The following is a 25,859-nucleotide window of genomic DNA, read 5'->3' as shown; positions in this document are numbered from 1 at the left end:
GTCAGCCGTCCGTACCGTGTGTCACGCCCGCCGGACGGTCGGCTGCAGTGCCGGGGACTGCTTGCGCGACGGCCGCTGCGGTCCGGTGCGCTCGGTGCGGTGCACGACGACCCGCTGGTGCGAGCTCGTCCCACCCGCTGTGCTGGTGCACCCGCCCGTCCGCCGAGGGCCGTGGCTGACGACGGGTGTCGTCGCCGCGAGCGGTGCGGACGGGGGCGACGGCAGGAGCGGCACCGATGCCGTCGGTGGCCCCGTCGGCGACCGCGTGGCGGCGGAGTACCCGCACCCGCCACCGGTCGAGCGCCACGACCCCGAGCACGCACACCAGCAGGGTGAGTGCCCAGCCGAGTGCCGGTCGACCGGTGACCTCGCAGAACACCGTGGCGCCGAGGAACAGGATGCCGAACATGCCGACGAAGCCGATCGCCTCTTCGATCCGGGCCGTGGGCCGGGTGGGTCCGCGCTGTGCCATGGTCGTCAACCCTTCACGCCACCGGCGGTGAGGCCGGCCACGATGCGTCGCTGGAAGATGAGGACCAGGATGACGAGCGGGATCGTGACGATCGTGCCCGCGGCCATGACCGCCGTGTACGGCTCCTGGTGCGGCTGCGACCCGGCGAACGAGGCGATCGCCACGGTCACCGGCTGCGTCGCGTCGCTCGAGAGCTGCGAGGAGATCAGGTACTCGTTCCAGCTGGAGATGAACGCCAGGATCGCTGTCGTGAACACCGCGGGGGCGGCGAGCGGCAGGATGATCCGCCGGAACGCCTGCACGCGGGTGCAGCCGTCGATGCGCGCTGCTTCCTCGAGGTCCCACGGCATCTCGCGGAAGAACGACGCGAGCGTGTAGACCGTCAGCGGCAGCACGAACGAGATGCTCGGCAGGATGAGCGCCTGGTAGGTCCCCATCCACCCGATGTCCGTGAAGAGCTGGAACAGCGGGGAGATGAGCGCGACCCCCGGGAACATCGAGGCCGCCAGGATCGCGCCGGCGATGAGCGACTTGCCGCCGAACTCGAGGCGGGCGAGGGCGTACGCCGCCGTGGTGCCGACGAGCAGGGCGATGATCGTCACGACGCCGCCGATGAGCAGGCTGTTGGCGAGCGCCCGCCCGAGGTGGTTGCCGAGCGACGTGGAGAACGCCGTCGCGTAGTTGTCGAGCGTGACGTGCGTCGGCCACGGGGTGGCGTCGAACGTGAACCCGACGTCGCGGAAGCTCGTCACCACCATCCAGTAGAACGGCAGGAGGCACCACACGGCGATGACGATCGCCTGCACGGCCGTGCGGATCCGGGGGCCGGTGTCGCGGCGGACCCGGACGTCGGCGCGGTCAACGGCGCGGTCGCGTGCTGCTGCGGTGGACCGGGGGCGGTCTGCTGCGAGGGTCACTTGAGTTCACCCTTCTGCTGGGCGGCCTGCGTCTGCACGACGTTGGCGCCGAGGAACCGGACGAAGACGAACGCCACGATGAAGATCACCAGGAAGGTGATGGTCGACAGGGCCGACGCGGAGTTGAAGCCCTGCCGGATCTGTTCGACGACCAGGATCGACAGGGTCGTGGTGGCGTTGCCGGAACCACCGCCACCGCCGGTGAGGATCGCGGGCAGGTCGTACATGCGCAGCGCGTCGAGCACGCGGAACAGGATCGCGACCATCAGCGCGGGCTTGATGAGCGGCAGGGTGATGAGCACGAAGCGCTGGAACGTCGACGCGCCGTCCATCTTGCCGGCCTCGTAGACCTCCTCCGGGATCAGCTGCAGCCCGGCCAGGATGAGCAGCGCCATGAACGGTGTGGTCTTCCAGGTGTCGGCGATGATGACCGCCCACCGGGACGCCCACTCGCCGCTCGTCCACAGGATCTGCTGCCCGAGGACGTGGTTCAGGACGCCGTTCGCGTCGAAGATGAAGTACCAGAGCTTCGCGGTGACGGCCGTCGGGATCGCCCACGGCACCAGGATCGCGGCACGGACGAGCGCGCGGCCCTTGAAGTTGCGGTTCATGATGATCGCCATCCACACGCCGATGGCCGTCTCGAACGCCACGGTGACGACCGTGAAGAAGAACGTGTTGCCCATCGACACCCAGAACTGGGAGCCGAGGCTGCCGGGCGGGCAGGTGACGTTGCCGCACTGCTGGCCGAGCCAGTGCGCGTAGTTCGTGATGCCGGCGAACCCGCCCTGCACGAACAGGCCGGTGGCCTTGTCGAGGCCCTGGTCGAGCTGGAACGACTGGATGATCGCACTGATGACCGGGTAGCCGATGACGATCGCGAGGAGCAAGATCGTCGGGCCGATGAGGTACACGGCCCACCGGCCGTGCTCGGCGTTGAGTCCGCCCTTGCGCCGTTGGCGCTTCGGTTCCATGCCCGTCGGGTTGGGGATGGCTGCGGGGATCTCGGTTGCTGCTGACACGGGTCGGCCTCCTTGCCGGGGGTGTCGGAACGCAAGTAGGGGCGGACTGGAGGCACGTGCCGGGATGGCACCGTGCCTCCAGTCCGATGCGGCGTGAGCCGCGTGTCGCTAGCTGCTGGTCGCCGCCTTGAGGGCGTCCTGCATGTCCTTCATGGCTTCGTCGACCGACTTCGATCCCTTGAGCGCCGCGTAGGTGTTGTCCTGGATCGCCTTCGTCACCGCCGGGTAGAACGGCGTGACCGGGCGCGGCTCCGCCGACTCGATCGACTTGAGCAGCGTCGGCAGGTACGGCAGCTTCCCCGTCAGCTCGGAGTCGGTGTAGAGGTCACCGACGACCGGGGCGAGCGACCCCTGCGTCGCGAAGAACTTCTGCGTGTCGTTCGAGATGAGGAACTCGAGGAAGTCGTGCGCCGTCGCCTTGTGCTTCGAGTACACGCTGATCGCGGCGTTGTGGCCGCCGAGCGTCGAGGCACCGGTGCCGTCCGCACCCGGGATCGGCGCGATGCCGAACGTGTCCTTGACCTTGCTCGACCCGTCGGTCTTCGCCAGGTTGTAGACGTACGGCCAGTTGCGCAGGAACAGCAGCTTGCCGGCTTCGAACGCCGTGCGACCCTGCTCCTCCTGGTACGTGATCGCCTCGGCCGGGATGTTCCCGTCCTTGAACGCGTCGACCAGGTTCTGCAGGCCGGCCTTGGCGTCCGAGGTGTCGACGTCCGGGTCCCCGCTCTTGCTGAGCACCGAACCACCGGAGCCGTTGATCGCCTCGGAGGCGTTCACCGTCAGGCCCTCGTACTTCGCGAACTGCCCGGCGTAGCAGCCGATGCCCTTGTCCTTCGCGATCTGGCAGTCGGCCATCATCTCCTTCCACGTGGTCGGAGGCGTCTTGACGAGGTCCTTGCGGTAGTAGAGCAGCGCGCCGTCCGAGGTCTGCGGGGCGGCGTAGAGGGTGTCGTTGTAGGTCGCGGTCTTCACCGTGGCCGGCAGCAGCTTCGAGGTGTCGATCTTCATGTCACCGGTCAGCGGCGTCAGCCAGCTCTTCGCGGCGAACTCGGCGGTCCAGACGACGTCGACGTCGACGACGTCGTAGTTCGCGTCCTTGGCCTGGAAGTGCTGCACGAGGTCGTCGTGCTGCTGGTCGGCCTGGTCGGACTGCTCCTTGAAGGTGACCTTCTCGTCGGGGTGGGCCTTGTTCCACTTCGCGATCAGCGGGCGGACGACGTTCGAGTTGTCCTTGCCCTGCACGTACGTGATGGGTCCGCGGCTGTCCTGGCCGCTCTTGGCGTCGTCCGAACCGGCGCCGGAGCTCCCGCTCGAGCAGCCGGTGAGCACGAGGCCGATGACGGCGACCCCGGCAACGGATGCGAACCGCACCCTGGAGCGTGTTGTCTTCACAGCGTTGTCTCCTCATTGAGATCACCAGGGGGCATCGATCGGGTTCGACGACACTGCCCTGGAGCAGGCGCCGCTGCCTGCTGGTGGAGGAAGCTACGCCCGCCGCAGGGGTTCCGCAACCGGTTGCATCGGTTCCGTGACCTGAGCGTGACCTTGGAAGTCCCGGAGACTTCCTGGGTGAGCGCTCACCCTCGTTCGAGGGACCCCTGCGCGCCACTGCGGAACTCCGCATGAACACCGCCACCGGTGTCCCGCACCGTTGTCCGCACCCACGGCCCCACGTAGCGTCCACGACATGGCCACCCTCCACCCCGCCGACACCGTGCCCGCACCGCGCCGTGTCATCGGCGTCGACCTCGACGCCCCGCTCCCCCGTCTCGTCGCCGACGAGACCGGCGAGTCCGCCATGGTGATCGGCTACCGCGGCGGCCACCCCACCGGCACCCTCGACGTACTGCTCACCGACGACCCCGCAGACGCGGCCCGCGCCCTCGAGGCGCTGCAGGAGACCGTCCTGGCCGACGTCCCTGCGGTGTCCGACGACGACCTGCCGACCATCTCGGTCGTCGTGTCCACGATCGTCGACCGCGTCGAGGACCTCGGCAAGCTGCTCGACGTCCTCGAGCACCTCGACTACCCGCGGCACGAGGTCATCCTCGTCGACAACCGCGTCCGCGTCCCCGCCGGCGACGCGCTGCCCGCGATGCTCGCCGGGCGGAACGTCCGCCTCGTCGAGGAACGCCGCCCCGGTCTGTCCGCCGGACGGAACGCCGGTGTCGCCGCCGCGACCGGCGACGTCATCGCCTTCACCGACGACGACGTCCGCGTCGACCCGCAGTGGCTCCGCGCCGTCGGGTCCCGGTTCGTCAGCGAGCCCGGCTTGGACGCCGTCACCGGCGTGATCCTGCCGAGCGAGCTCACCACCCCCGCCCAGATCTGGTACGAGGCGTACTACGGCGGGTTCAGCGCCGAGCGCACCTTCTCGCCCGTGACGATCGTCCCGGACGACGTGCAGGGCACCATGCGGCACGCCCGCGTCTCGGCGGTCACCCCGTCCGGCGAGGTCCTCAAGCACTTCGCCGTCTACGGCATCGGCGCGTACGGCGCCGGCGCGAACATGGCCTACCGTCGCACCCTGATCGAGGCCGTCGGCGGCTTCGACCACACCCTCGGCGCCGGCTCCCCCGCCCGTGGTGGCGAGGACCTGGCGATGTTCATCGAGACGCTGTGGCGCGGCGGGAAGATCGGCTTCGAGCCCCGCGCGGTCGTGCACCACCGGCACCGCCAGACCATCGAGGACCTGCACAAGCAGCTGCACGGCAACGGCGTCGGCTTCACCGCGCTGATGTTCGCGCTCGCCGCGAAGGACAAGCGGCACGTCGCCGTCCTCGCACGCCTGATGCCGCTCGCGGCGAAGGTCAAGTCGAAGCAGATGCTCTCCCGCCTGGCCGGACGCCGGGACGCCGCGACCGAGGTCACCAACGACGCCTCGACCACGCGCATCCCGAAGACCCTGGCGTACCACGAGCTGCGCGGGTTCCCCGCCGGCCCGGCCGCCTGGTTCCGCAGCCGACGCCGCTGGCGCGACGTCGAGGCCGGCCGCTTCCGGCCGTAGTCGCGCAGCGTGACGGACGGGAGGCCCGTGGCAGTGTCGCCACGGGCCTCCCGTCCGTTCGTTGTCGGGTCCGACCGACGCGGTACGACACTCGCGATGTCGCACGACGTCGAGGACGTCGCCCCCACGCGCACGCAACCGTTGCGCACGCAACAAGCGACAAGACACGTGTCGTACGACGACCGTCTTGTCGCAAACCGGGTGCGGCGACCCCGCCCAGCCGCGCCCGGCGCCCGGCGCCTCAGCGCGCGGTCAGCCGCCCGGCCACGTATCGCCACGGCCCGCCCAGCGCGGCCGTCAGCTCGGCGCGCTTGAGCCCGCGCGTCGCCTCGGTGAACTCGGCGTCGACGGGCCAGCCGCCGCTCGCGTCGACGGGGCGCTCGTCGGCACCCTGCCCGAGCGCACCGAGCCGGCGGAGCGCGCCGGCCGCACGCCGCAGCACCGCGAACGCCGTCGAGGGCCGCAGCACGAGCTTCGTCACCCAGGCGCCGAGCCCGGTGCCGTAGCCGATCGCCTGCGAGCGCAACGCGGCACGGTCCTTGCGGTGCTCGTGCCAGACGACGGCCGAGGGCTCCACGGCGAGCGCCCCACCGGCGAGCAGGACGCGGGTGAACAGGTCGGGGTCCTCACCGGCTCGGGCGCGGGTACCGGGGCCGAGGGCGACGTCGAAGCCGCCGAGCTGGCGGACGGCGTCGCGGCGCACGGACATGTTCGCGCCCGTGCCGAACGCGCCGACGGTGAAGGGGAACAGGGGCTCGTCGACGGGCGGGGCGGACGTGCGGTACACCCGGCGCTCGAGGTTCCGCGCCCAGGTCACCCGCTCGTCGAAGAAGCGCTGCGTGGGGGTGCGGAGTTCGCCGCTGGGGACGAGTCCGGTGACGCACCAGACGTCGGCGTCGCGGTCGTAGGCGGCGGCGATGGCGGCCATCCAGTGGCGGTCGACGACGACGTCGTCGTCGATGAACGCGACGATGCCGCCGGTGGCCAGTGCGAGTCCGGCGTTGCGGGCCCGGGAGACGCCGGCACGTGCCTCGAGGACGTAGTGCACGCGCGGGTCGTCGACGGCGGCCACGACGTCGCGGGTGCCGCTGGTGACGGGGGCGTTGTCGACGACGAACAGCTCGAAGTCGTCGTAGGCGGAGTCGAGGACGGAGCGCACGGCGCGCGCGAGCGCCACGGGGCGCTCGCGGGTGCCGATGACGACGGAGACGCGTGCGCCGTCCGCAGGGGCGTCGACCGGGAGGCCCGGGGCCGGCAACCGGCGCAGGGCCGGTCCCAGCTCGGCCGGGTCCACCGCCCCGCGGTCGTCGACGCGCACGTCGACGAACCCGGCGACGTCGCGGCCGTCGCGCACCATGAGGCGGGCGCGGCGGAAGCCGTCGGCGCCGGCGAGGTGCACGGTGTCGGCGGCGAGCGCTGCGGACCGGTCGACGGCGCCGACCCAGGCAGCTCCGACCCAGGTGGGGGCGTCGGGCGAGGGCATCGCGGGGTCGAGCGTGAGGGCTCGTTCCGCGGTGGTGGTGTGGTCGGTCATGTTCGTCCCGTCGGGCCGGTCTGGTCGGGTGGACGTGGCAATGCTCCGCGCGCGTCGACAGGGGGTCAACCGCGATGCTCGGAGGATGCGGGGAGGCTGCGGTTTGCCGCCACTAGACTCGCGGGAGACGCCGGTCGACCCGCCGGTGCGACCCCGGTCCCCGCCGGACACGAGGAGGACGCATGCCGCTGGCCCGAACGATGGACCGGCTCGGCCTGACCAGGCGTCCACGCCCGACGTTGCACCTGGTTCCGGACCCCGAAGCGTCCGACCTCGTCGTGGTGCACCTCGATGCCGACGACGCCGCGTGCAGCACGTGCGGGCACGCCCAGGCGGCACACGAGCACTACCGTCCGGGCACGGACTGCGCGCTCTGCGACTGCCCGAAGTTCCGCCGCGCCCGCTGACGAGATCCCCCTGACGCGATCCCCCTCGCGACCCCCCTCGATCGGGGGGCGCCTGCGGGAAACCGCCGTTCCCCCGCAGGTGGTCCCGACCTCCCTTGTCGGTGCTGCCGGGCCCGCTTAGCGTCGCGGACATGGCCATCACTCCCACGCCACTCGCGTGCATCGTCCTCGCCCACGAGGACCCGACGCACGTCCGTCGGCTCGTGGCGGCGCTCGACCCGTTCCCGGTGTTCCTGCACTGCGACGCGAGCACCGACGACGACGTCTTCGAGGCGATGACCGCCGGCCTGCCCGAACGGGTGCACGTGCTGCCGCGGATGCGCACCGGGTGGGCGAAGTGGGAGAACGTCGCGGCCGAGGTCGCCGGCTACCGTGCTGCCCTGGCGCAGACGGACGCCACGCACGTGGCGCTGCTGACCGGCAGCGACTACCCGCTGGCCGACGCCGACGAGATCTCGGCGCTCCTGACCGCGAACCCCGGGCGGTCGTTCGTCGAGGCGAAGCCGCTCCCGCACCCCGCGTGGGGTCGCGACGGCGGTCGGTCGCGCGTGCGGTTCCGGCACTGGGCGTGGCGGAAGCACATGCTGCGCCTGCCGGTCCCCCGTCGGGTCCCGCGGGACGTCGTGTTCGGCGGCGGCTCGCAGCTCAAGGTCCTGGCCCGCCACCACGCGCAGGGGGTCGTCGACGTGTTCGACGGGCGCCCCGACCTGGTGGCGTTCTGGGAGCGGGTGTGGATCGGCGACGAGACCTTCGTGCCGTCGGTCCTGCTGACCCCGGCGTTCACCCCGGACTTCGCGGACGCCCACGCGGTGCAGCCGCTCTGGTGGATCGGGTGGGACGGCACGAAGCAGAAGAGCCCGCCGTGGCTCGGGATCGAGGACGCCGGCCGGGTGCTGGAGCGTCGTACCGCGGCTGACCAGTCGACCCCGTACGTGTTCGCCCGGAAGTTCTCGACGTCCCGGAGCACCGACCTGCTCGACGTGGTCGACGCGACCTTCGGGCTCCGCACGTCAGCCGACGACCAGCCGGTGGTGGTGGCACAGTGACCGTCCCCCAGACCCGACGCGAGGCGCGTGCGGCCGAGGCGGCTGCGCTGGCGGCACAGCCCGACGACGACGAGCTCGAGGCGTCCGTGCAGCCGGCGGCCCCCGGCGCGCTGTCCACCGACACGGACTCGATCGCCGTCGCACGCGGCTCGTCCGTCCTGTTCGGCCGGGGCCTGCTCTACGTGGTCGTCTGGTCGATGCAGCTCGTCGTGAGCTCGTTGATCTCCCCCGTGCTCGCGCACCTGATGCCACCGGCAGAGTTCGGCGTGCTGGCCTCGGCGATCGCGCTGTACCAGGCCCTGGTGGTCGTGGCCGTCTGCGGCATCGACCAGGCGTCGGTGCTGCAGCGCGCCGAGGACGGCGACGACCGGCGTGCCCGGGGCCTGATGTTCGTCGGCATGGTCACCGCGGTCACCGTCACCGTGTTCGCCCTGGTGTCGATCCCGCTCTGGGGCGACGCCGCGGGCTTCGTCGACCAGCACCCCCTGCTGCTGGTCGCCGTGCTCTGGACCGGGCCCGCCGCGATCGTGCAGCTGTCCCTCGCGCTGCTCGTCGCCCAGGACCGCATCCGCGTGTTCGCCGTGACGAGCCTGCTGTCGTCCGTCGGCGGGTCGATCATCGGTCTCGGGCTCCTCGCCGCCGTGCACGCTGACGCGACCACGTACGCGTGGGGTGGGGTCGTGGCGCAGGGTGCCGCGATGGTCATCGGCATCATCGCCACGAAGCCGCGCGTCCGCGGTCTGTTCGACCACCGCACCACGGTCCGGGCGTTCAAGCTCGGTGTCCCGATCGCGCTCGGCAGCCTGTCGTACTTCGTCCTGAACGCCGGTGACCGGCTCGTCGTGCAGCGTCTGCTCGGTGCCGACGAGGTCGCCCGCTACCAGATCGCCTACGTCGTCGGCTCCGCGGTCATCCTGCTGTTGACCTTCACGAACCAGGCCTGGGCGCCGCACTTCGCCGCCCTCCGCGACGCCGTGGCCCGCCGCCGGCTCGCCATGCACGCCCGGGACGAGCTCTACATGCTCCTCGCCCCCGTGCTCGTCGCCGTCACCCTCGTGTCGCCGGTGGCGCTGCCGATCCTGGCCCCGGCGTCGTACCGGGTCGAGTCCCTCACCGTCGTCGTCTTCGTGGTCGCCCTGACCGCGTTCCCGGTGGTCGCGAGCGGTGCGACCGGCCGGCTCCTGCTGGTCGAGCGCCGCGGCGTGACGGTCGGCGTCATCGGCGCCGTCGCCGGTGTCGTGAACATCGCGGCGAACCTGGTGCTGGTGCCCCTGACGGGCATCGTCGGCGCGGGCATCGCCACGGTCATCGCCTACGCCATCCTCGCCGCGCTGCAGCAGGCCTCCCTGCCGGACCGCCGTGAGTGGCGCGGCCCTCGACGCCGGGTGCTGCTCGCCATCGCGATCGCGATCGTCGTCGCTGCGGCCTCGCTCCTCCCGCCGCAGGACCTGGCGTGGAACATCGTGCGCATCGTCGGCGTCGCCGCGTGCCTGCCCTGGTTCTTCCGCCGCCTGAAACTCGCTCGCGGAGGATCCGCATGACCCGTTCCACCCCCCCGTCCGCTGCGTGTCGTCGTCGCCACCAACGGACTCGCCATCACCGGCGGTGTCGAACGCTGCGTCGTCGAGGACGTCGGCGAGCTCGTCGCAGCCGGCCACGACGTCGAGGTGTGGCACCGCGCCGGTCCGGACGGCGACCCGGACGAGGGCCGCGCGGTGTTCGACCGGCTCGGTGTCCGACTGCGCCACGCCCGCGACTACCGCTTCGGCATCCGGACCGCCCCGACGGACGTGTTCCGCTTCGTCCGTGAGGGCCTGCGCCTCCGCCGGTCACGCCCGGACGTGCTGTGGCTGAACCGTCCGGAGTTCCTGCCGTGGGGCCGCGTCGTGTCCTTCGTGTCCGGCGTCCCCCTGGCCGTGCACCTGCACCACGCCCCGAACTACCGTCGGCTCGGCCCGTTCGCCGGCGGCCGGACCCGGTACCTCGCGGTCTCGGCGGCGATGGCCCGTGCGTGGACCGCCGTCGGTGCCCCGCCGGACCGCGTCGACGTGGTCCCGAACGGCGTCGACACCGCGGCGTTCCCCGCCGCCACGCCGGCGAGCACACGCCGAGCACGCGCTGCGCTCGGCCTCGACCAGGACCGCCCCGTGGTGCTCTACTACGGACGGCTCACGCGGTCGAAGGGCGTCCTGGCCCTCCTGGAGGCGTGGGGTCGCGTCCACGCGTCGGCCCGCGTCCTCGTCGGGCCCGGCACACCGCCCGCCCCGGCTCCGGTGCTCGTCCTGGCGGGTGCGCTGTACCCACAGGACGCCCCCGCCGTGCACCGCGCGATCGCCGCGTTGCCCGAGGGATCCGTGGTCGTGGTGCCCGAGCGCGACGACGTCGTCCCCCTGCTGCACGCCGCCGACGTCGTGGTGGCACCCTCCATCGAGCCCGAGGGGTTCGGCCGCGTGGTCGTCGAGGCGATGTCCACCGGACGCCCCGTCGTCGCGGCGGCGTCGGGCGGCACCGCCGAGATCCTCAGCGGCGAGTGGACGCGCTTCACCGTCGACCCCACCGAGACCGCCGCGCTGGCCGACAAGGTCCTCGAGGCGCTGCACGCGGCCGGGACCGAACCGGGACTCGCGGACCGGTGCCGCGCCTGGGTGCGGGACCGCTACGGCCGGGAGCGGCACGTCGCGGCGCTGCTCCGGGCGCTCGAGGCGCACGCAAAGCACTGATGGACGAAGACCGAGCGGTGCCGACGACGACGTCGGCACCGCTCAGTCGTTCGGGTCCGTCGTCGCGGTGTCGTCCGGCAGCGACGCGCTCGGCGCGGCACCGTCCGCCGGCACGTCGATCGTCATCCAGTCGATGAGGAGCGACCCGGCGGCGTCCGCCGGTGGGTTCCCGTCGTTCGACCCGGCCTGCACCACGAGGTGCATCCGAGCGGTCGGGATGTTCTCCGTGGTCGTGCCGACGACCTCGTCGTCGACCAGGAACGACATCCGGTCGGCGGTCCACTCGATCGTGTAGGTGTGCCAGTCCTGCAGCGACGCCTCGGTCTGCTGGTGGATGCACTTCTCGGCGGGGTCGGCCAGGCAGTGCACGTTCAGCCAGGCGGGCGCACCGAGCGCCCCCTCGGGGAAGTCGATCTCACCGTCCGACCACAGGTTCTCGTCGCTCCACAGCAGCACGGCGACGCCGTAGCCGTCGACCTCGTCGCTGCGCATCCGGATGCTGTACCGGCCGGCGGTCTGCCCGCCCCACTCGCCGTCGACGAGCGGCACGACACCGCCCGCCAGCGGCACCCCGGCGCGCGTGGTCCGCAGACGCACGTCGAGCACGCCGTCGTGCGCCGACAGGGTGGACGCCTGGTAGCGCCCCGTCCCCGCGGTGTCGGCGAACCCGTGGTACGCGACGAACCGGTCCGAGTACCGGGACTCGAAGGTCCGGTTCGTCGCGGCGTCCGCGAAGTCCTCGCCGAACACCCGGGTCCACCCCTCGGGCTCGGAGCTCGGCATCGAGACGCCGCTCGGGTCGTCGAGGGTCACGTCGTCACCGTTCGCCGTGGTGGTCGCGGTCGTGGTGCCGGCGACGATGCCGGCAACCACGAGCAGGGCGCCGGCCGCGAGCGCGGTCCGGCGGGTGCCGGGGCGCCGCGGCGGCCGGTGCCGGGACAGGCCGCGACCGTGTGCCGGTGGGGCGCCGTGGGCGGATGCCGCGTCGTCGGCGACGTGTTCCGACCAGGTGGGGCGGGCCTCCTGGCCGTCGCCCTGCTCGTCGGTCACCCGGTCGTCCACGCGCGGATCTCGGAGAGACCGACGTTGCCGGTGCTGTTCGAGACGCCCGTCACCGTGAACCGCACCCAGGTGACGTCACGCGGGGTGAAGTCGACCGTCAGGGCGTCGCCGCCGTTCGGCAGTGTGCCCACCGCGACCTGGCTGCCGTCCGAGAACGTCAGGGTGCCGCTGGTGACCTGGTCCGAGCTGTTCGGGCGGTCGTTCAGGACGATCCGACCGAGGTGCTGCGAGGCGGCCCAGTCCAGCTGGATCCACACCCCGGTCCGGCCCCACGGGGCGACCCACTCGGCCGTCGGGTTGTCGGGGTAGCCCGACACGACGCCGTCGACGGCCTTCGCGACGGTCTGCCCGGTGGACTGGTCGTCCCACGCGGCGGTCGGGGTGGCCGACCCGGTGACGTCCGACAGCGTCGGCGTCGGGGTGGGCCTGGGGGTCGGCGTCGGGGTGGGCGTGGGGGTCGGCGTCGGCGTGGGCGTCGGCGTGGGCGTCGGCGTGGTGTCCGCCGGCCGGAACGCCCGGATCTCGGCGAGGCCGACGTTCCGGGTCGTGCTGCTCACGGAACCGACCGTGAACCGCACCCAGGTGACCTGGCGGGCGCTGAACGCGACACGCTGCACGGCTCCCCCGTTGTCGAGCGACGGGACGGCGACGCTGGTGCCGTCGGAGAACGTCAGCGTGCCGCCGGTCACCTGGTCGTCGCTGTTCGGCCGGTCGGCCAGGTCGATCTCGTGCAGGGTGGTTCCCGCGGACCAGTTCAGCTGGATCCACGTGCCCGCCCGGCCGCCGGGCGCCGCCCACTCGGCCGTCGGAGCGTCCGGGTAGCCGCTCACGACGCCGTCGACGGCCTTCACGGCGGTCTGACCGTCGGCCGGGTTCTCGGCGCTCGCGGTGACGGTCGCGCCGGCGGTGACGTCGGTGCCCTGCGAGGTCGGCGGGTCCGTCGGGGGCTGGGCCGACGAGCCGACGGCGTACTGCCGGCTCAGCCAGGAGCCCTCCGGGCGCGACGCGCAGGCGGAGGTGGACCCGCAGGTCTCACCGTCGTACGCGGCGTACGCGAAGAAGGCGGCGGCCTTCGCGGCCGTCTGCGCGGAACTCAGGTTCGACGGGCGGTCCGCGATCGGGTACCCGAGGTAGCCCGTGAACGTGTGCGCCGCAGTGTAGGCGGACTGCGCCTGGTCGGCGAGGTACGCGACGGTGTGGTGGTCGCTGTGGTCGCCGTCGCCGTACGTGCCGCCGTGGTCGAGCGTGTGGATCTCGGTCGGCGCGTACCCGGTGACGAGCCCGGAGAACGTCGCGCGCAGGTCGGTCAGCGAGAAGGACGTCGGTTGGGCTGCCCCGGCGACGGTGTGGATCGTGCTGATCTGGCCCTCGTAGAGCTTCTCCAGGCTCTCGCTGCCCGTGGCCGCGAAGCCGGAGCCGTCGATGTTGCCGTCCGGCAGCTCGAGGAACACCAGGCTGAGCCGCGGGGCCGTCGCCAGGGTCGCCGTGCGGAGCGTGTGGCCGGCGACCGAGAGCTGCCCGGCGGTCCAGTTCGACGAGACGCCGGCGATCGACGCGTACGACGCCATCAACCCGTTCTCGCGGGACTGCCAGTACCAGGCGGGCTTGCCGGCGTCACCGGCGGTGACGATGACCGAGCGGACGCACTTGCCGGCGTCGATGTCGGCGCGGAGCTCGGTTCCGGAGAACAGCAGGTCGTCGTCGGCGTGCGCCACCATCGTGAGGACCCGGCCGGCGCTGCAGTCGGCGTTCGCGGCGGCCGTGCCACCCGTCGGTGTGCTGCTGGGCGTCGGCGTCGGCGTCGGTGTGGGCGTCGGCGTACTGGTCGGCGTGCTCGGCGGCGGTGTCTTCCGACCTCGTGCGTCGGCAGACATCGCACCGCCGGGTCCGGCGATGACGGCGACGACGACCGCCAGGACCCCCAGGACCGCCGCGGCGGACGCGGCGCGCGTGCGCCACGTCCGCCGGGAGGCCCGGGCCGTGCGTTCCTCAGTTCGTCGCATGCGCCAGCCCAGCCGGGGTCAGTTCGTAGACGGCGGTGGTGCCGGAGCCGAAGACGCGCTTCCAGTAGGGCGAGTCGGCCATCGCGGCCGCGAGCTCCTGGTAGTCGGCGTCGGTCTGGTACCCGTACCGCTCGTCGTAGGCGCCGAAGGGCTCGGCGACCAGTGCGTAGTACTTCGTCGCCGGCCAGTCCAGGACGAGCTGGCGGGTCATCGTGGACACGTCGGCCTCGGCGTCGTAGCCCTCCGGCTCCGGGTACGCCCCGAGGACCTCGCGGGACAGCGCCCCGACGTCGAAGTAGCGTGCGCCGGTGTTGCTCGGGACGGCGTTCGCCGAACCGGTCAGCAGCATCATGGAGCCCTTCGGCGCGGTCGCGTCGTAGAACTGCGTCGCCGCCGACTGGCTGCGCGTCGGGACGCGGTTCCAGTCGAGGGCGGTCTGACCGAACGCGCCGATGCCGACCATCGCGGCGACCGCGGCCGCAGCGACGACGACCTTGACCGCCGTGGGCTGCACCGCACGGGTGACGAGTCGACCGACGGGAGCCAGCCGGCCGCTGGGCATCGGGAGCCCCGCCGCCAGGATCGCGATCCACGGTGTCGCGAACAGCACGACGCGGAAGATGCCCTCCTGGCCGTAGTTCGTCGCGACGAGCAGCGAGATCGGGCTCGCTGCCGTGGCCAGCAGTCCCCAGTGCAGGCGGTCGCGGCGCATCAGCACGGTGATCACGGCGACGAGGCCGAGGACCACGAGGGCCGCCGCGGGGATGTCGAACGCGAGCCGTGTGACGAGCGGCTTCGGCAGGACCGTCATGTCGTGCGACGGCGGCTGCACGTTGTCGAGCACCTTGCCGACGGCTCCCAGGGACAGGAACTTGCCGAGGATGTCGTCGTTCAGCAGGGCGAAGCCGACGGCCGGCACGAGCACCACGACGGGCAACCACCAGGGGCGGAGCAGTCGGAACACGATGAGTGTCACGAGGGCGGCGACCGTCAGGTACGGCGAGATCTGGTGGGTGACGACCAGCACGATGCCGATCAGGGTGATCGCGATGATCCGGGACAGGCCGACGCGGCGGGCCCGCAGGATCGTCGAGCGGACGCCGTCGGCGGCGGTCACCGCGGTGCGTCGCAGCGGGCCGACGGCCAGCACGAGGATCACCAGGGACATCAGGATGCCCACCGACTGCGGCGAGAAGTACGTCGTGTTGAGCGAGCCGGTCATCGCGGTCAGGAACGCGGCGATCCAGGGGCGACGGTTGCCCGGCAGCCAGTTGGCGGCCAGGACCCCGACGGCGATCGTCGTGCTGAAGGCCAGCAGGACGGGGACCCACGCGGCGATGGTCATCGCGTTGTCGATCCCGCCGACGTCCGCGACCCAGGCGCCGCCGGCGAACAGGCCGGACCACGTCTGGAAGATGTCGGCGGCCGGGTTCGTCGAACCCCAGCGGCGGATGTACTCGAGCACGCCGATGTGACGGGCGGCCGCCATCACGGTGGGCATGCCGTAGGTGATGGCCTGTGCGAGCTGGATCGACCCGCCGAGCACGACGACCGGGATCGCGAGTCCGCGACCGCGCACCAGGGCGACGACGGCAGCGGCGACGACGATCGCCAGTCCGATGACCAGGCCCGGGCCGAGCGACCCGAACAGCCCGTCCGGCACCGGGTCGCCGATGTGCGTGAGCGCGGCGACGACGATGACGAGCAGGCCGACGACCGAGCCGGCGGTGACGGTGTCGGTGGTGGTCCAGCGACGGGCCGTGGCGCCCACGGCGGCCGGCTCGAGGCGGGCGCGCTGCAGTTCGGCGACGTCACGCGGCACGGCGATCGCGAGGGCGACGGCGGTGAGCACGACGACCCCGACGAACGGCACCGTGGGGTTCCAGAGCTGGAACGTCGCCATCGTGTAGCCGATGCCGATCGTGCCGACGAGCGACGCCGTGACCGCGAAGACGCTGAAGCGTGCCAGCGGCATCGGGCGGACGAGCAGCAGGGGTGCGACGCCGAGCAGCGCGAACAGGTACACGCCGATCGCACTCCCCCGCAGTACCGGGAGTCCGGCGATCGCGGCGACCCCGGCGACGAGGAGCGTCAGGACGACGATCGCCGCTGCGGTGAGTCGTGCGATCGGGCTCATCGCGTCCACCGCGAGCGGGCGGGCGGGACCGGCCGAGGCCAGACCGTGCAGGAGCTCGTGGCGACCGCGGGCGTTCCGGTCGATCGTGCCACCACCACGCAGTCGTTCGACGAGCGCCAGGAACGGCGCCGTCAGGACCGAGCGCTGCTCGACCCCGCGCAGCCGCCGCTGGGTGGCGGCGAACTCGGCGTCGACCGCGTCGGGCACGCGGTCCGCGTCCCCGGGCTGGTCGCCGGCGATGTCCGTCGCACGGTCGCCCTGCTCGAGGCCGAGTCGTGCGAAGGCGCTGAGCGCCTCGGGCGCTGCGTCCACCGATGCGGTGAGCGACTCGCGGTCGATGGCGTTCTTGGTCATCCAGGCTCCGAGTCCGTGGCCGTGCGCGGCTGCAGCGGCGCGGAGCGACGCGACGTCGTCCGCCGATCGCTGCCACGCGATGGCGGCCGGTTCGACGGCGATCGCGGATCCGGCGAACAGCAGTCGTGTGAAGAGGTCGAGGTCGTCGCCGGCACCGACGCGGGTGCCCGGTCCGAAGGCGGTGTCGAAGCCGCCGATCCGGAGCGCGGTCGCGCGGTGCACGGCGAGGTTGTCACCGGTGCCGTAGGCAGCGGCGGCGAAGGGGTGGTGCGGGGGCGCGTCGTCGGTGCCGTCGAGGCGGAACACCCGACGGCGGACGGTGCGGCCAGCTGCGGTGCGGTCGTCGTGCCAGCGCTGCGCGGGGGTGCGCAGTTCGGCGCTCGGGACGAGCCCGGTGACGCAGGCGACGTCGGGGTCCGCGGCGAAGGCGGTGGCCAACGCGGCGACCCAGTCACCGTCCACGACGGCGCCCTCGGCGACGAACGCGACGACCTCGCCGCTCGCGGCGAGGAGTCCGGCGTTGCGGGCGGCGGCGAGGCCACCGGTCGGCGCGGCGATCGTGGTGACGCGCCGACCGCCGATCTCGACCGTCGCGGTGCCGCTGTCGTCGGCGCCGTGCGAGACGACGACGACGTCGAAGTCGGGGTACTCGTTGGCGAGCACCGACCGCATGGTGGTGCCAGCGGCCCCGTCCGTGCAGAGCACCACGGTGACGGACGGCAGCACCAGACCTGCTGCCGGCCGACGCTCGGGCACCGGCATCGGCCGGATCGCGCGCTGGAGGGTGCGGACGTCGATGGTCCCACCGATGCGGCGACGCTCGGTGATGTCCGCCTCGACGAAGCCGAGCGGCTCGCCGTGGTCGCGGACGAGCAGTCGAGCGCGCCGGTAGCCCGCGGCGCCCTCGAGTGCGACCACGTCACGGTGGCTGGACGCGTGCACGTCGGCCCGGTCGACCTCGCCGACCCACAGGGCGCCGTCCCACGTCGGGGACAGCGGCCCGGTCACGATCGGCGAGATGACCATCGCCAGGGTCGCGCGGGTCACCGCGTCCCCACCGGCTGGGGGACGGGGGCGGCCGCGGGGGTGCGGACGACGACGCCGCCGAGGACACGCCCGACGGCGTAGCCCGTGACGGTCGACGCGACGGAGAGCACGATCGCGAGGGCACGCAGGGCACCGCCACGACCGATGTGGCGCAGTTCGCGCAGCACCGCTCCGGGGATGACCTTCGTCAGGTACGTCGACTCGCTGGCGAGCGAGTCACCCGTGCCGACGCGACGGCTCAGGACGGCCTTCGAGATGCCCTCGTAGTAGCTGCGACGGCGCAGGTAGCGCATCGTCACGCGGTCCGGGGAGACCCGGTGCGAGACGTTCGAGCGCGGTTCGTGGCGGATGCGCGCACCCGGACGGGCCTGGGCGATGCGGATGCAGAGTTCGGTCTCCTCGCAGCCGAGCGGCTGGTTGCCGACGCGGCCGATGCCGGAGCGGAAGCCGCCGGCGAGCATGATCGCGTCACGGCGGAACGCCATGCTCGAGCCGATGACGTTGCGCACGTCGCCGGGGGTCTCGGGCAGGCCGCGGTAGGAGCAGCCGACGATCCAGAGGAGTTCGTCGGCGTACGGGCCGGCACCGGTGGCGGTGGGCCAGGACGGTGTGGCCCGGCCGCCGACGCCGACGACGTCCGGGTCCTCGAGGGCGGTGAGCATGTGGCCGAGCCAGTCCGGGTCGGCGGTCGCGTCGTCGTCCAGGAACGCGACGACGTCGGCGTCGGTGAGGGCGACGCCCGTGTTGCGGGCACCGGACAGGCCGCGGTCCTCGGTGTTCGGGACGACGCGGAGCTCGGGCCAGCGTGCCGCGGCGCGGGCGAGGAGCTCGGGTTCGTGGTCGATCACGACGACGACCTCGGGGGCCTCGGGCTGGCGCTTGGCGGACTCGACACTGTCCTGCAGGTCGCCCCAGCGCTGCTGGGTGTAGGCGCAGATGACGACCGCGACGGTCGTCACGCGACTTCCTCCTCGAGGCTGGCGACGGCCGCGACGGGGGCGCCGTGCGGGGCGTGCGCGCCGAGCGGGGCGTGCCCGGCGGCGTGGACCGGAGCGTGCGGTGCGGAAGCGTGCGGTGCGGCGGCGTGCGGTACGGCGGCCAGCTGCTCGGCCGGCGGCACGACGCTCATCGCGGCGCGACGGACCTCGGAGCGGCCGATCGCTGCGCGACGACGCTCGTGCATGATCGACTTCAGCACCCGGATGCCGTCGGTCACGGCGTTCAGGTTGCTCGAGCCGTGCACGCGGAGCTTCTCGTGGCTGGGGACCTCGGTGATCGCGAGCTCGGCGGCCGACCAGCGGCAGGTGAGCACGGTCTCGATCTCGAACCCGTCGCCCCAGAGCATCGAGCCGTCGGACGGCTTCGGCAGCTCGGAGGACAGCAGGCCGATCTCCGGCAGGACGTCGGCCCAGAAGGCGTTGTAGCCGTAGCAGAGGTCGCTGTAGCGGGTGCCGAGGATGATGTTGCAGAGCATGTTCAGGCCACGGTTGCCCAGGTTGCGGACGATCGTGATGTCGTCACTGCCGCCGCCGAGCGAGTAGCGGGTGCCCTTCGCGACGTCGGCGCCCTCGACGAGCGCCTGCACGAAGCGCGGGATCTCGTCCGGGTCGGCGGAGCAGTCGGCGTCGAACATGACGACGACGTCGCCGGTGACGGCCTCGAACCCGCAGGCGAGGGCGTTGCCCTTGCCCTTGCGGGTCTGGTGCACGACGCGGATGTCGGGCATCACGCGCTGCGCGGTGGCGATGGTGTCGTCGACGGAGTTGCCGTCGACCAGGATCACCTCGTACACCGGCGGGAGCTTCGGCAGGATGATCTCGAGGTTTCGGGCCTCGTTCCGCGCCGGGATGACGACGGAGACCCTCGGGTCTGCAGGGCGAACGGTACGTGCGGGCATGGGCGCGGTCCTGTCGGGTCAGGGTTGCTGTCGGGTTGTGGCTCGTGTGACGAGCGGCGCGTCCTCGGATGACGCATCGACGACGGTGACCGTCGTCGGTCGAGCAGCGGGACGCGGGTACGACGCCGCCGGCTTCGCAGGTGAGTGGGTACTCTCCCCCGCGTGTCCAACCATCGTCGTGGGCTGGCAGGCGGTCAATGCGCGGTGCGGTCCATTGCGGACACTCGGCCGCGGATACGGAAACCCGCAACACCGCGTGCCGGCCACGTGCCGTGGACGCACCGACAGGCGGACGGGAGGCGCGGTGCCAGCTGGCCCCGCGCCTCCCGTCCGTCACCCGGCTCAGTTCCGGGCCGCGCCCTCCGTCGCGAACGCCGCACGCAGCGCCGTCGCGAGGTCGGCCACGTGCGGTTCCCGCAGCAGCGAGCTGTGCTCGGCCGCGATCCGCACGGTCTCGGTCCGCCCGCGCAGCAGCGCGGACCAGCCGGTCGCGTCCGGGTTCGCATCGGCGAGCACGTACGTCGCCCGTCCGTGGAACGGCGTCGGGTGGTGCCGCCGGGTGACGAGCTCGGCCTGGTCGAAGAAGGCGTCGAAGTCCTTCTGCCCGCCGTGCCGCAGCACACCAGCGCTGTAGGCCCGCGCGCGCTTCGCGACGTGCTCGCCCCACGACATGCCGGACGGCATGACCCGCCGGACGGCCCCGGCGAGGCGCTGGCCGACGACACGGACGGCGGGGTTGCGGTGTTCGCGGGGCTCGAGCCGTCCGAAGTGCTTCCGGACCCCCTCGGCCCCGGTCCGCGGCAGGTAGGTGTCCAGCAGCGCGACGTGCTCGACCTGCTCGCCGCTCTCGGTGAGCAGCCGGGCGATCTCGAGCGCGATCAGCCCGCCGAGCGAGTGGCCGACCAGCAGGTACGGTCCGCGCGGCTGCACGATGCGCATCAGGGCGACGTACCGGCGGGCGCTGGCCTGGATGCTCCAGTCCGGCATGCCCCGACGCTCGAGGCCGTGCTGCTGGAACGCGTACACGTCGTGCTCGGGCAGGTAGCGGGACAACGGCAGGAACGTCAGGGCGAGCGCTCCACCGCCGGCGAAGCAGAACACCGGCGGACGGCCGGACTCGCGCGCGCCGGACACCTTGACGACGTCGGGGTGGCTCGGCAGCGCCGTCGTGCCGCTCCGCACCCGTCGGGCGAACGCCCGGAGCGTGGGGTGCTGCAGGACGTCTGACGAGCGCAGGTCGATGCCGAGACGGCTCTGCACGAGCGCGAGCATCTCCTCCGCCGACAACGAGTCGCCGCCGAGGGCCGAGAAGTCCTCGTCGAGGTGGACGCCGCGCAGGCCCAGCACCTCGGCCCAGATCTGCCCGACCACGAGCTCCCACTGGTCGTACTCGCCCTCGACCATCTCGGTCTCGATGCTCGGCGCACCCGGCAGCTCGGCCCGGTCGACCTTGCCGCGCTCGTTCCGCGGCAGCTCGGTCATCGGCACGATCGACGCCGGCACCATGTACTCCGGCAGGCGGTCCCGCAGGGCCAGGCGCAGGGCCGCGGGCGCCGGTGTGCGCTGGCCCGGACGGCCGACGACGTACGCGACGAGGCGGGTGACGGCGGGCGGGTCGACCTGCGCGGTGACGACGGCGTCGTGCACCTCGGGGATCGCGCGGAGCGCCGCCTCGACCTCGCTCGGTTCCACGAGGTACCCGCGGACCTTGACGGCGTCGTCGGAGCGTCCGAGCAGCACGAGCCGGCCGTCCGGCTCGATCCGGGCCAGGTCGCCCTGCCGCCACGTCGGCGTGCCGTCGTCGGTGTGTCCGGCACGTTCGGCGGTCTTCTCCGGGGCACCCCAGTACCCGGCGGTCAGGCCCTGGGAGACGATGACGAGTTCGCCGGTCTCCCCCGGGTCGGCGGGGCTGCCGTCCTCGCGCAGCACGAGCACCTGCTTGCCGGGCAGCGGCCACCCAGCGGGCACGACGCCCTCGGGCACCGGGGCACCGGGCTCCACGGGGCAGTAGGCCACGCAGCCGGTCTCGCTCGACCCGAAGGCGTTCAGCAGCAGGGTCGTCGGGTCGAGGTGCGGTCGGGCGGCGGCGATGTCGGCGCCGGTCACCGCCTCGCCGGTGGTCATCAGGAAGCGGAGGCCGCCGAGCGCGGGGCCCGCCCCGGACGCCTGCGCCCCGGGTGCCGTCTGCGAGCCGACGATCGACCGCAGCAGGTGCGGGGTGCAGACGAGGACGTTCACGCCGTCGGCGGAGAACCGTGCGAGCAGGCGTTCGACCCCGAGCTCGCGGGGTTCGAGGAGCACGACGCTGCCGCCGCTCAGCAGGGTGTCGAACGAGAACAGCAGACCGGCGGCGAACGACAGCGGCAGGACCACGCCGAGGCGGTCACCGGGTCCGGTGCCGAGGGCGACGGCGTCCTGCTCGGCGTTCGCGAGCTGCTGCCGGTGCGTCAGCACGACACCCTTCGGCATACCCGTCGAGCCGGAGGTGAACACGATCGCGAACGCGTCGTGGCCGCCCGGGCGGGTGCTGGGCACGTCGGCCGCTGTGTCCGTCGGCGTTTCGCTGCCCGCTGTCTCGCCGCGTCGTTCGATCAGCTCGTCGAGTGCGTGCACCCGGCCGTCACGGTCGGCGACGACGGTCGCCGCCAGGTCGGCGCGCGCGGCGTCCGCCACGATCTCGTCGACCCCGGCGAGCTGCGCGACGTGCCCCAGGCGGACCGCTGGCAGGTGCTCGTCGAGTACCACCACGGTGCGCCCCGCGCGGACGAGCGCCAGGATCGCGACGACGGCCTCGGTGGTCTGGCCGGCCATGATGCCGACCGGCTTCGATGCCCCACCGGCCGCGGCGCCGACGCCGGCACCACTGTGGTCGTCGGGTCGGAGCTCGGCCCCGAGCACCGACGCGAGGTCGCGCGCCGCCCGGTCCGCCTCGCTGAACGTGTAGGGACGGCCGTCCCCGGCAAGAGCAGCGGCGTCGCCGTGGAGCGCGACCACACGGTCCCAGCGGTCCAGGACGGAGTGGTCGTCGGCCAGCGGGATCGCGGCGCGGTGGGTCCAGTGCTCGGTCGTCGTCAGCGGGTCGGCAGAGGTCACGATGACACCTCGGATGCTCGTCGGCGGGCCGCCGCGGGTCCCGCGCCGGTCCTGCGACGGTACGTCCGACGCGGTACGGCCCACGAGCCGTGTCGCGCGGGGTGCGGGGTCACGCAACCCGACCGGGAGGCCCGGCGCACCTCCGCCAGCGTGCTCGGCCCCCGCACGGGGACGGTCCAGGGCCGCGGGTGGCCCGGGTGGGCGCGGAGCATCGTGCGGTTCCGCGCAACCTCGGAATGCGCAGTCCGGAGCCTGTGGATCGCCGATGGAGGCGATGGCGGCGCACGAGTCCGGAGACGAGAACAGCCCCCGGGGATCCCGGGGGCTGTTCTTCGAGTGCTGGGGTACCTGGACTCGAACCAAGAACGACGGTACCAGAAACCGCTGTGTTGCCAATTACACCATACCCCAAAAGGCCTGCTGGCCTTCTGTCCCCGTTGTCCGGGGCACGATCAACTACTGTACAGCATCCCGGAGGTCCACGAGACCACCCACGAGGTCTCGGTGCACTGCCGCGGCCGTCGTGGCACCGTGCCCGGCGGCGACGATGAGCTGCTCCGGCCCGGGAGGGGTCACGTCCCCCACTGCGTACAGCCCGGGAACGGTGGTCCGACCGACCCGGTCGACGACGAGGAGTCCGTGGGCATCGCGCTCCGGGGCCGTCGGCGCACCGGGCGTGTCGGTGCGCAGCCAGTCGAGGTCGGCGTGCCACGTCGGCCGGACGAACCCGCCGGTCCGCGGCTCCACGTGGCCGTCGACCAACCGGACCCCGGTCATGCCGGTCCGGTCGCCCTCGAGGTCCTCGATCACTCGTTCGTCGACCACGACACCGGCACGTGCCAGCCGGGCTCGCCCCGCGTCGTCGAGCGGGGCGACACCGTTCGTGTACACGATGAGGTCGTCGGCCCACGCCGCGATGAGCAGTGCCCGGTCCACGACGTCGTCGGTCTCGCAGATGAAGGCGAGGGGCTCCCCCGCCTTCTCGTACGCATCGCACTCGACGCAGCTGTGCACCGCGGTGCCGTAGAACGCACGGAGCATCGGCAGTGCCGGGAACTCCTCGCGCAGTCCCGTGGCGACGACGACGGTCCGCGCCCGCGCTTCCACCTCGGCACCGCGCCAGGTCCCGTGCAGCCGCCAGCCGTCGACGTCGGGGGCCACCAGGTCGACCACGGCCTGCACGATCGTCGCCTCGGGGTACCCCTCGACCTCGGCGCGACCGAGCTTCCGGAGCTCGAGCGGGGATATCCCGTCCCGCGTCAGGAAGCCGTGCGACCGCAGGGTCGCGGCGTTGCGTGGCCGGTTGGCGTCGACGAGGAGCACCGTGCGCTTCGCCCGCACCAGGTTGAGCGCAGCGCTCAAGCCGGCCGGCCCGGCGCCGATGACCGCGACGTCGTGGACGACCGGGGTACTCGGCGCGTCCGTGGGTCCTGCAGCGCTTCCCGCGGTGCTCATCGTTCGCCGTTCAGCGGGCCGCGAGGGCGCGGAGCCGCGTCAGGGTGGACTCCTTGCCGAGGATCTCCATCGACTCGAAGAGCGGCGGGCTGATCCGGCGTCCGGACACCCCCACGCGCAGCGGACCGAAGGCGACCCGGGGCTTCAGCCCGAGGTCGTCGATGAGCGCCGTGCGGAGGGCACCCTCGATCGCCTCGGTGCGCCAGTCGTCGAGCTGCTCGAGCGCTGCGATGCCGGCCGTGAGCACGGCGCCGGTGTTGCCCTTGAGCGATGCCAGTGCGTCGTCCTCGACCACCAGGTCGGCGTCGGCGGTGAACAGGAACCCGAGCATCGCCGGGGCCTCACCGAGCAGCTGCATGCGCTCCTGGACGAGCGGCGCTGCCTTCGTCAGGACCTCGGTCTGCTCCGCGGTCGGCGGGTCGGCGACGAGGTCGGTCAGGTACGGCAGGAGCCGGGAGCGGAAGTCCGACGGCTCGAGCAACCGGATGTGGTCGCCGTTGATCGCCTCGGCCTTCTTGTGGTCGAAGCGCGCCGGGTTCGGGTTGACGTCGGTGACGTCGAACGCCGCCACCATCTCGTCGATCGAGAAGACGTCGCGGTCGGCACCGATCGACCACCCCAGCAGGGCCAGGTAGTTGACGAGCCCCTCGGGGATCATGCCGGCGTCGCGGTGGTGGAACAGGTTCGCCTCGGGGTCGCGCTTCGAGAGCTTCTTGTTGCCCTCGCCCATGACGTACGGCAGGTGACCGAACACCGGGATCGCCGGTGCGAGCCCGATCTCGTACAGCGCCTGGTACAGGGCGATCTGCCGCGGGGTCGACGACAGCAGGTCCTCGCCGCGCAGGACGTGCGTGATGCCCATCAGGGCGTCGTCCACCGGGTTCGTGAACGTGTACAGCGGCTTGCCGTTCGGCCGGACGACCACGAAGTCCGGGAACGTCCCCTGCTTGAAGGTGATCTCGCCACGGACGAGGTCGTCGAAGCTCAGGTCACGGTCCGGGACCCGGAGTCGCAGCGCCGGCTCACGGCCCTGGTCGCGGAACGCCTGACGCTCGTCGTCGGACAGGTCCCGCTCGTGGTTGTCGTAGCCCTGCTTCGGATCGCGCCCGGCAGCCTTGTTGCGGGCCTCCATCTCCTCGGGCGTGACGAAGGACTCGTAGATGTGCCCGGACGCCTTGAGCTTCGCGATGACGTCGTCGTAGATCGCGGTCCGCTCCGACTGCCGGTACGGTCCGTGCTCACCGCCGGCGTCGACGCCCTCGTCCCAGTCCAGCCGGAGCCAGCGCAGGCCGTCGAGGATCTGCGCGTAGGACTCTTCGCTGTCCCGCGCGGCGTCGGTGTCCTCGATGCGGAACACCAGCTTGCCGCCGGTGTGGCGTGCGTACGCCCAGTTGAAGAGCGCCGTGCGGATGAGCCCCACGTGCGGGGTCCCCGTCGGGCTCGGGCAGAAACGGACGCGGATCTCGGACCCGGAAGCAGTGGTGAATGGCGCAGTCATGACCCGCCAATGCTACCGTCACGCCCTGCTCGGCAGACCCGTGAACGCAGAAAACCCCTGACCAGTGCTGGTCAGGGGTTCCCTGGTGTTACTACGTTAAGTCCGGCGGCGTCCTACTCTCCCACAAGGTCCCCCTTGCAGTACCATCGGCGCTGAGAGGCTTAGCTTCCGGGTTCGGAATGTGACCG

Annotated in this window: 18 protein-coding genes, 1 tRNA gene and 1 rRNA gene; 5 read left to right on the top strand and 15 right to left on the bottom strand. The window is 72.4% G+C overall.

The annotated features are described in order from the left end of the window. Position 1: 1 nt before the first annotated feature. The 4 genes from EDF33_RS20415 to EDF33_RS12275 form a co-directional block, all read right to left on the bottom strand. The gene (locus tag EDF33_RS20415) at positions 2-472 is read right to left on the bottom strand and encodes a hypothetical protein (RefSeq protein WP_207906688.1); all 471 of its coding nucleotides are present in this window, start codon (positions 470-472) and stop codon (positions 2-4) included. A gap of 5 nt (positions 473-477) precedes the next feature. After that, entirely contained in the window at positions 478-1,290 is an 813-nt protein-coding gene (locus tag EDF33_RS12285; RefSeq protein ID WP_243650055.1) for a carbohydrate ABC transporter permease, read from the bottom strand. A gap of 95 nt (positions 1,291-1,385) precedes the next feature. Beyond that, positions 1,386-2,363 (bottom strand): sugar ABC transporter permease, encoded by a 978-nt coding sequence (locus EDF33_RS12280; RefSeq protein WP_131879923.1) that lies wholly within the window; start codon positions 2,361-2,363, stop codon positions 1,386-1,388. A gap of 156 nt (positions 2,364-2,519) precedes the next feature. Next, positions 2,520-3,803, bottom strand: coding sequence for an ABC transporter substrate-binding protein (locus EDF33_RS12275; RefSeq protein ID WP_132100189.1), 1,284 nt, complete (start codon positions 3,801-3,803; stop codon positions 2,520-2,522). A 295-nt stretch (positions 3,804-4,098) separates the two neighbouring features. Between EDF33_RS12275 and EDF33_RS12270 the strand changes: the two genes are divergently transcribed. Beyond that, positions 4,099-5,418, top strand: coding sequence for a glycosyltransferase (locus tag EDF33_RS12270; protein ID WP_132100188.1), 1,320 nt, complete (start codon positions 4,099-4,101; stop codon positions 5,416-5,418). Positions 5,419-5,659: 241 nt separating this feature from the next. Here EDF33_RS12270 and EDF33_RS12265 read toward each other — a convergent pair whose 3' ends face one another. Next, the gene (locus EDF33_RS12265) at positions 5,660-6,952 is read right to left on the bottom strand and encodes a glycosyltransferase family 2 protein (protein ID WP_132100187.1); all 1,293 of its coding nucleotides are present in this window, start codon (positions 6,950-6,952) and stop codon (positions 5,660-5,662) included. Between the two features lie 182 nt (positions 6,953-7,134). Between EDF33_RS12265 and EDF33_RS12260 the strand changes: the two genes are divergently transcribed. The 4 genes from EDF33_RS12260 (at position 7,135) to EDF33_RS12245 (ending at position 11,125) form a co-directional block, all read left to right on the top strand. Beyond that, positions 7,135-7,359, top strand: coding sequence for a hypothetical protein (locus EDF33_RS12260; protein WP_123937660.1), 225 nt, complete (start codon positions 7,135-7,137; stop codon positions 7,357-7,359). A 131-nt stretch (positions 7,360-7,490) separates the two neighbouring features. Then, the gene (locus EDF33_RS12255; protein ID WP_111086034.1) at positions 7,491-8,405 is read left to right on the top strand and encodes a beta-1,6-N-acetylglucosaminyltransferase; all 915 of its coding nucleotides are present in this window, start codon (positions 7,491-7,493) and stop codon (positions 8,403-8,405) included. Further along, on the top strand, positions 8,402-9,946 hold the full coding sequence (locus EDF33_RS12250; protein WP_123294825.1) for an oligosaccharide flippase family protein: 1,545 nt from the start codon (positions 8,402-8,404) through the stop codon (positions 9,944-9,946). Before EDF33_RS12255 ends, EDF33_RS12250 begins: the two co-directional genes overlap by 4 nt. A 21-nt stretch (positions 9,947-9,967) precedes the next feature. Beyond that, a complete protein-coding gene (locus EDF33_RS12245; protein WP_347812768.1) occupies positions 9,968-11,125 on the top strand; it encodes a glycosyltransferase family 4 protein in 1,158 nt (385 codons plus the stop codon). A 42-nt stretch (positions 11,126-11,167) separates the two neighbouring features. Here EDF33_RS12245 and EDF33_RS12240 read toward each other — a convergent pair whose 3' ends face one another. From EDF33_RS12240 to rrf, 10 genes are all read right to left on the bottom strand, one after another. Beyond that, complete coding sequence (locus tag EDF33_RS12240; RefSeq protein WP_123937658.1) at positions 11,168-12,175, bottom strand: glycoside hydrolase family 16 protein; 1,008 nt, start codon at positions 12,173-12,175, stop codon at positions 11,168-11,170. Next, entirely contained in the window at positions 12,172-14,190 is a 2,019-nt protein-coding gene (locus EDF33_RS12235) for a PIG-L family deacetylase (protein ID WP_132100185.1), read from the bottom strand. Before EDF33_RS12235 ends, EDF33_RS12240 begins: the two co-directional genes overlap by 4 nt. Then, positions 14,177-17,728, bottom strand: a complete 3,552-nt coding sequence (locus EDF33_RS12230; protein ID WP_132100184.1) for a glycosyltransferase — start codon at positions 17,726-17,728, stop codon at positions 14,177-14,179. Before EDF33_RS12230 ends, EDF33_RS12235 begins: the two co-directional genes overlap by 14 nt. Beyond that, the gene (locus EDF33_RS12225; RefSeq protein WP_132100183.1) at positions 17,725-18,687 is read right to left on the bottom strand and encodes a glycosyltransferase family 2 protein; all 963 of its coding nucleotides are present in this window, start codon (positions 18,685-18,687) and stop codon (positions 17,725-17,727) included. Before EDF33_RS12225 ends, EDF33_RS12230 begins: the two co-directional genes overlap by 4 nt. After that, positions 18,684-19,625: a glycosyltransferase family 2 protein gene (locus tag EDF33_RS12220; protein ID WP_123937655.1), complete on the bottom strand. Its 942-nt coding sequence runs from the start codon at positions 19,623-19,625 to the stop codon at positions 18,684-18,686. Before EDF33_RS12220 ends, EDF33_RS12225 begins: the two co-directional genes overlap by 4 nt. 342 nt (positions 19,626-19,967) lie before the next feature. Further along, positions 19,968-22,718: an alpha/beta fold hydrolase gene (locus tag EDF33_RS20195; protein WP_165918813.1), complete on the bottom strand. Its 2,751-nt coding sequence runs from the start codon at positions 22,716-22,718 to the stop codon at positions 19,968-19,970. Between the two features lie 339 nt (positions 22,719-23,057). Beyond that, positions 23,058-23,129, bottom strand: a tRNA-Gln gene (locus tag EDF33_RS12200). A 45-nt stretch (positions 23,130-23,174) separates the two neighbouring features. After that, positions 23,175-24,173, bottom strand: coding sequence for an NAD(P)/FAD-dependent oxidoreductase (locus tag EDF33_RS12195; RefSeq protein ID WP_132100181.1), 999 nt, complete (start codon positions 24,171-24,173; stop codon positions 23,175-23,177). A gap of 10 nt (positions 24,174-24,183) precedes the next feature. Beyond that, positions 24,184-25,671, bottom strand: coding sequence for a glutamate--tRNA ligase (gene gltX / locus EDF33_RS12190; protein ID WP_132100180.1), 1,488 nt, complete (start codon positions 25,669-25,671; stop codon positions 24,184-24,186). Between the two features lie 100 nt (positions 25,672-25,771). After that, positions 25,772-25,859 (bottom strand): 5S ribosomal RNA (gene rrf, locus EDF33_RS12185); the annotation flags it as partial.

It is taken from the genome of Curtobacterium sp. PhB146 (genome assembly GCF_004342995.1).
GTDB lineage: Bacteria > Actinomycetota > Actinomycetes > Actinomycetales > Microbacteriaceae > Curtobacterium.
This window is presented reverse-complemented; position numbering and strand designations above follow the sequence as displayed.

Bases quoted from the DNA above. Each gene is read 5' to 3' on its own strand.
- EDF33_RS20415 (WP_207906688.1), bottom strand. From the start codon at position 472: ATGGCACAGCGCGGACCCACCCGGCCCACGGCCCGGATCGAAGAGGCG.
- EDF33_RS12280 (WP_131879923.1), bottom strand. From the start codon at position 2,363: ATGGAACCGAAGCGCCAACGGCGCAAGGGCGGACTCAACGCCGAGCAC.
- EDF33_RS12270 (WP_132100188.1), top strand. From the start codon at position 4,099: ATGGCCACCCTCCACCCCGCCGACACCGTGCCCGCACCGCGCCGTGTC.
- EDF33_RS12265 (WP_132100187.1), bottom strand. From the start codon at position 6,952: ATGACCGACCACACCACCACCGCGGAACGAGCCCTCACGCTCGACCCC.
- EDF33_RS12260 (WP_123937660.1), top strand. From the start codon at position 7,135: ATGCCGCTGGCCCGAACGATGGACCGGCTCGGCCTGACCAGGCGTCCA.
- EDF33_RS12255 (WP_111086034.1), top strand. From the start codon at position 7,491: ATGGCCATCACTCCCACGCCACTCGCGTGCATCGTCCTCGCCCACGAG.
- EDF33_RS12235 (WP_132100185.1), bottom strand. From the start codon at position 14,190: ATGCGACGAACTGAGGAACGCACGGCCCGGGCCTCCCGGCGGACGTGG.
- EDF33_RS12220 (WP_123937655.1), bottom strand. From the start codon at position 19,625: ATGCCCGCACGTACCGTTCGCCCTGCAGACCCGAGGGTCTCCGTCGTC.
- EDF33_RS12195 (WP_132100181.1), bottom strand. From the start codon at position 24,173: ATGAGCACCGCGGGAAGCGCTGCAGGACCCACGGACGCGCCGAGTACC.
- gltX (WP_132100180.1), bottom strand. From the start codon at position 25,671: ATGACTGCGCCATTCACCACTGCTTCCGGGTCCGAGATCCGCGTCCGT.